Here is a 5143-nt window from a genome sequence, read left to right as displayed (position 1 = left end):
AACCGGGGACAGCCGCCTAAATTTTACCCCCCACCAGATCGACCACCGTACTGACAATTTGCGGGGGCTGCACCACCGTTAAGCGCTCCAGCGTGCCATTGTAGGGCGTGGGAACGTCCACCGACGACAGCCGCACCACCGGCGCATCCAACTCGTCAAACAGCCGCTCCATGATCCCCGCACTGATTTCTGCCCCAATTCCCCCGGTTTTCATGCATTCTTCCACCACCACCACCCGATGGGTTTTGCGCACCGAGGCGCTGATCGTATCCCAGTCCAAAGGCCGCAGGGAAATCAGGTCAATCACCTCCGGCACAATCCCCCGCTGGTGCAACTCCGGCAGGGCCTGCAACACGTGATGTCGCATCCGCGAATAGGTCAAAATTGTCACATCTTGACCGGTTTGCACCAATTCCGCTTTATCCAGAGGCAAGAGATATTCCGACTCCGGAATGTCTTGCTTGAGGTTATAAAGCAGAACGTGTTCAAAAAACAGCACCGGATTGTTGTCCCGAATCGCCGCCTTGAGCAACCCCTTGGCATTGTAGGGCGTGGAACAGGCGACCATTTTCAACCCCGGCACCGCCTGGAAATAGGCCTCTAACCGCTGGGAATGTTCCGCCCCCAACTGCCGCCCTACACCCCCCGGTCCCCGGATCACTAAGGGAATTTGAAAGTTGCCCCCGGAGGTGTAACGCAACATCCCGGCATTGTTGGCAATTTGGTTGAACGCCAACAGCAAAAAACCCATATTCATCCCTTCGATAATCGGGCGCAACCCCGTCATCGCCGCCCCAATTGCCAACCCCGTAAAACTGTTTTCCGCAATCGGGGTATCCAACACCCGCAGTTCCCCGTACTTTTTGTACAAATTTTTGGTCACCTTGTAGGAACCGCCGTAGTGCCCCACATCCTCCCCCAACACAAACACCCTGGGGTCCCGCGCCATCTCTTCGTCAATCGCCGCCCGCAATGCCTCAAAAAATAACGTTTCTGCCATGACCTTCCCCCCGCTCAATCTTCCGCAAAAACGTACCGCCGCAACTCGCTGGGGTCTGGCTCTGGGCTTTGTTCGGCAAAGGCCACCGCATCCTCGACCACCTGTTTGACCCGCTGGTCAATGGCTTTCAGGTCCTGATGGGTCGCTAAATCCTGCTCGAGTAAATAACTGCCTAAGCGTTTGATCGGGTCGCGGCTCAGCCAAAATTCTTTTTCTTCCTTGCTGCGCAATTCATCCGGGTCCGCCAAAGAATGCCCCCGGAACCGATAGGTCAAGGCTTCGATCAGCGTCGGCCCTTCCCCTGCCCGCGCCCGCGCTACTGCCTCTCGCGCCACCGCCCGCACCGCCAACACATCCATGCCGTCCACCTCGACCCCCACCATGTTGAACACGCTGGCTTTTTTGTAAATATGGGGGTCCGCCGTGGCCCGTTCGTGGGCCATGCCAATTGCCCATTTGTTGTTTTCCACTACGAAAATAATCGGCAATTTCCACAAAGCCGCCATGTTCAAGGTCTCAAAAAATTGGCCGTTGTTGCAGGCGCCATCCCCAAAAAAACACGCCGTCACCTCGTCAGCGGTTTGATCCCCCAACACCTCCCGGCGGTACTTGGTCTGAAAGGCCGCCCCTGCCGCCACCGGAATCCCCTCGGCCACAAACGCATACCCCCCCAACAGCCGATGGGCAGCGGAAAACAGGTGCATCGACCCCCCCCGCCCCTTGCTGCAACCCGTCACTTTCCCGAACAATTCCGCCATCACCTCACGGGCGGGCACCCCCGCACTCAGGGCATGGACGTGATCCCGGTAGGTACTGCACACGTAATCAACCCCTGGGCGCAAGGCCCCGCGAATTACCCCGCTGGCGACCGCCTCCTGCCCATTGTACAAATGCACAAACCCGAACATTTTCCCCCGGTAGTACATCTCCGCACATTTATCCTCGAAGGTGCGCCCTAGCACCATATCTTCGTAGAGCGCTAACCCCTCCTCCCGACTCACCGGTGCGGCAGTAGGCGAAAACACGGGTACGGGACGTTCCTGCACCATGGGCCAATGTGGACGCAAAAGAAAATGTATTTTGTAGGATACGCTTGACGGGTTCACCAGTTCAAGTCGCAAATCCCGCGTGGCGTTCCTAAGCTTCCAGGATAATGACCCCCTGATTGACTCGGTCCATCAGTTGGTTGAGCAAATCCAGTTCCCGGGGCGTCACCCGGCCATCTTCTTGGACCTTGGCGCGAATCTCGGCCCATTCCCGGCGGGAGAGCCGCCCATCCTGGGTCACCCGCTCGATCAACGCCGCCAATTCTGCCAGCGCCGTTGGGTCTTCCGAGACCGGGGGCGTGACATTGCCTGGATCGACGTGCATGGGTAAATCCTGCGGACTACGCTGCTACGTTAACACGAGGCCGCCGGTTTGCCAAACCATGACGATGAGCCGGGGTTAGTGCTTGACCAGGGGCACGATCCAGGCCGCCGCCAGGGTGACCCAAATGGCCAGTTCCAGCACCCGCATTGCCGTGATGGGTTGGCACCAGCGCCGCCACGCCCCCTGCCGCACCTGGGACCACCAGCGGGAGACATGGGTCGGCCAGAGTCTAGGGCTGTCGTGGTCGCGAAACTGCCAGGACAGCATCGAAAGCAGCAAGGGTGCACCCCCCACCTTGGCATTCAGCAGCAGATGGCACAGCACCGTGACGCCCATCACCACCCACGCCAGCAGATGAGCGTAGTACCAACCGTGCTGCAACTCCCCCTTGGGCAGCCAGGTTTCGTCCATCATCTTGCCGGTGAACAAAGCAAACGTTAAGGCCACCAGGGCCAGGGTATTGGTGACCCGACTCAAGGTGTACCACCAAAGCGGTCGCCCCACCTGAGTCAACAAATGCCACGCATCCCCCGGCACGAGCCGCCTTTGCCCCCGATGAAAGGCATAGATCACAAACGCCGGAAAGACCAGCAACGTCCCCAAGCCAAACGTGCCGTGGATGCCCTCAATCTCAGGATAGGCTGGCAAGGGAATCCGTCCCCACCGCCCGTCATAGGTGTTATAGGTCCAATAGGCAGTCAGCATGGCGGCCAACAAAAACAGCCCTGTCAGCCCATGCAAAAGCCGCAAGAGAAACGGTTGATAAGGTTTGTTGGGGGTCATGGTAATTCGCCCAAAGCCTTTTGCGTCTATCCTAGGCCCTCGATAAGGGGCATCGCCTACCTAGCTTCCCAAGCAGCCAGCATCCCAAACCCGAGAAACAAAACCCCCCCCAGGGCGGTCAGCAGCCGCTCGGAAATCCGGCCGGCCAGCAGGTTACCACACACAACAGCCAGCGCCGCACACATGGCATGACCACAAATCGCCCCCAACAGCACGCCCAAGGCATGATGGGCAGAGGCCAAGGTAATGGTCGCCACCTGGGTGCGGTCCCCCCATTCGGCGACAAACGTCAGGGTAAAGGCTTCCATCACCACCGCTCCGGCTGACCAGGTGACCACGCCCTGTTCTTTTTGTTCCACCACGGCGCGCGCCTCCTCCTGTTCTGCCGCCAGGGTCGCTTGCCCCGACATCCGGCTGGCTTCATAAAGCAATTTCAATCCAAAACCCAGCAACAGGGCAACCGCAAGGCCGCGTACGTAACGTGGCGGGAACAAAGCTGCCACTTGCCCCATCCCCACCGAAACCAGCGTCATCGTCGCCAACCCACCAATCACACCCAGAAAGACCCACCAGCGTGGGTGGCGCATCGCTAGAATGGCCCCGATGAAAAAAGTTTTATCCCCCAGTTCCGACAGCCCAATCAACAACCACCCAGAGGTAAATCCTGTCCAGAAATGCATCGCCTACTCCTGTTGCTTGGGGATGGAGCGGTCATGATGGAAAACACACAAGACCCCCCTACCGTGGAGGCAGCGCAAGTCTCACCAGCCAACCAGCAAACTCATTGGCTCCCTGAACCAAGCTCATTGCCAGCATGTTGATTCAGGTAAGGAGCCGTGGCAACCCCAGCTACTCCCCTGCACAGCTCCCCACAATAGCAGAAAGCAAATGACCAAGCTAGAGGGTCAGCCCTGATTCCCTGGCTGCGAGGCGGCACCAGCCCTGCCCCTGGTGCCCCAAAGCCAAGCCCGGTTGCAAAAGTTCCGCCAGAATTTCCAAAGAATCCACCAACCGCGGGCCAGGACGGTTGAAGTAGGCGTTGCCATCGGTCGCGTAAACCCGCCCGGTTTGCACTGCCCGCAACTGCGCCCAGGGGTAGGGCGATTCCTGCCAAGCCACCAGCGTTTGCGCTAGGGAGTAACCGCAGGGCATTACGACGATCACATCCGGGTCCGCGGCCTCCACCTGCGCCCAGCTCACCCAGGGAGAATGGCGGCCCACCTCTGCCAGCACAGGCTGTCCCCCGGCCAAAATAACCAACTCCGGCACCCAATTCCCCGCCGTCATCAATGGGTCTAACCATTCCACACAGAGAACCCGCAGCCTGGGCAACCCCCGCACCGCCTGCTGTACCCGCGCAATGCGCTCTTGCCCACTGCGTAATACGGGTGTCGGATCAGCTCCCAATGCCTGACCGACCTGGGCAATGGCCTGCCACACCTGCGCCAGGGTTTGGGGTTGCAGCGAAATCACCTGCGGTGCGGGGGGCGGCCACCACTGGGACACCGCCTGGGTCACGTCTGCCCAACTGACCGCACAGACCTCGCACTGGGCTTGGGTGAGGATATGGGTGGGGCGCAAGCCCTGCAAATCGGTGAGATTGAGTTCATAAACACTAAGGGCATGCTGCAAAATCTCCATCACCCGCTGATGGATTTGACGGCTATTGCCCTGGGTGTTGAACTTGGGAGCAGTGCAGACCGGCAAATGTTGAATCGTGGGCGGGTAATCGCATTCATGAGAGCGCCCGACCAAGTAAGGCGTCAACCCCAAACAATCCACGATTTCCGTCGCACTCGGCAAGAGCGAAACAAGCCGCACCTGGTCACCCGAACATTGGTGTCATGAGCATTATTTTATACAGTGGGCTATTTGGACAGGAAAACCCTGGCTTTATCTAAGCATTTTAGCCGTGCGCTCGACTTCACCCCCGGTACTAACGGCTATATCGCCCTGTGCTAACAGGATGCTCGTCCCGGTAAAATTTAC

At 58.8% G+C, this 5143-nt stretch carries 6 protein-coding genes; all 6 read right to left on the bottom strand.

Going from position 1 to position 5143, the window contains the following annotated elements:
* Positions 1 to 16 precede the first annotated feature (16 nt).
* Positions 17 to 1000 (bottom strand): pyruvate dehydrogenase complex E1 component subunit beta, encoded by a 984-nt coding sequence (locus tag ACWISF_RS09130; protein ID WP_448381276.1) that lies wholly within the window; start codon positions 998 to 1000, stop codon positions 17 to 19.
* Between the two features lie 14 nt (positions 1001 to 1014).
* Positions 1015 to 2049, bottom strand: coding sequence for a pyruvate dehydrogenase (acetyl-transferring) E1 component subunit alpha (gene pdhA, locus ACWISF_RS09125; RefSeq protein ID WP_448381275.1), 1035 nt, complete (start codon positions 2047 to 2049; stop codon positions 1015 to 1017).
* A gap of 88 nt (positions 2050 to 2137) precedes the next feature.
* Positions 2138 to 2371, bottom strand: coding sequence for a hypothetical protein (locus ACWISF_RS09120; RefSeq protein ID WP_448381274.1), 234 nt, complete (start codon positions 2369 to 2371; stop codon positions 2138 to 2140).
* Positions 2372 to 2446: 75 nt separating this feature from the next.
* Complete coding sequence (locus ACWISF_RS09115) at positions 2447 to 3154, bottom strand: cytochrome b/b6 domain-containing protein (RefSeq protein ID WP_448381273.1); 708 nt, start codon at positions 3152 to 3154, stop codon at positions 2447 to 2449.
* A gap of 56 nt (positions 3155 to 3210) precedes the next feature.
* A complete protein-coding gene (locus tag ACWISF_RS09110; RefSeq protein ID WP_448381272.1) occupies positions 3211 to 3834 on the bottom strand; it encodes a TMEM165/GDT1 family protein in 624 nt (207 codons plus the stop codon).
* 217 nt (positions 3835 to 4051) lie between these two features.
* Complete coding sequence (locus tag ACWISF_RS09105; RefSeq protein ID WP_448381271.1) at positions 4052 to 4975, bottom strand: cobalamin-binding protein; 924 nt, start codon at positions 4973 to 4975, stop codon at positions 4052 to 4054.
* Positions 4976 to 5143: the final 168 nt, after the last annotated feature.

It is taken from the genome of Gloeomargarita sp. (assembly GCF_053491055.1).
The sequence above is the reverse complement of the archived record's forward strand: the minus strand, read 5'-3'. Positions and strand labels throughout refer to the sequence as shown.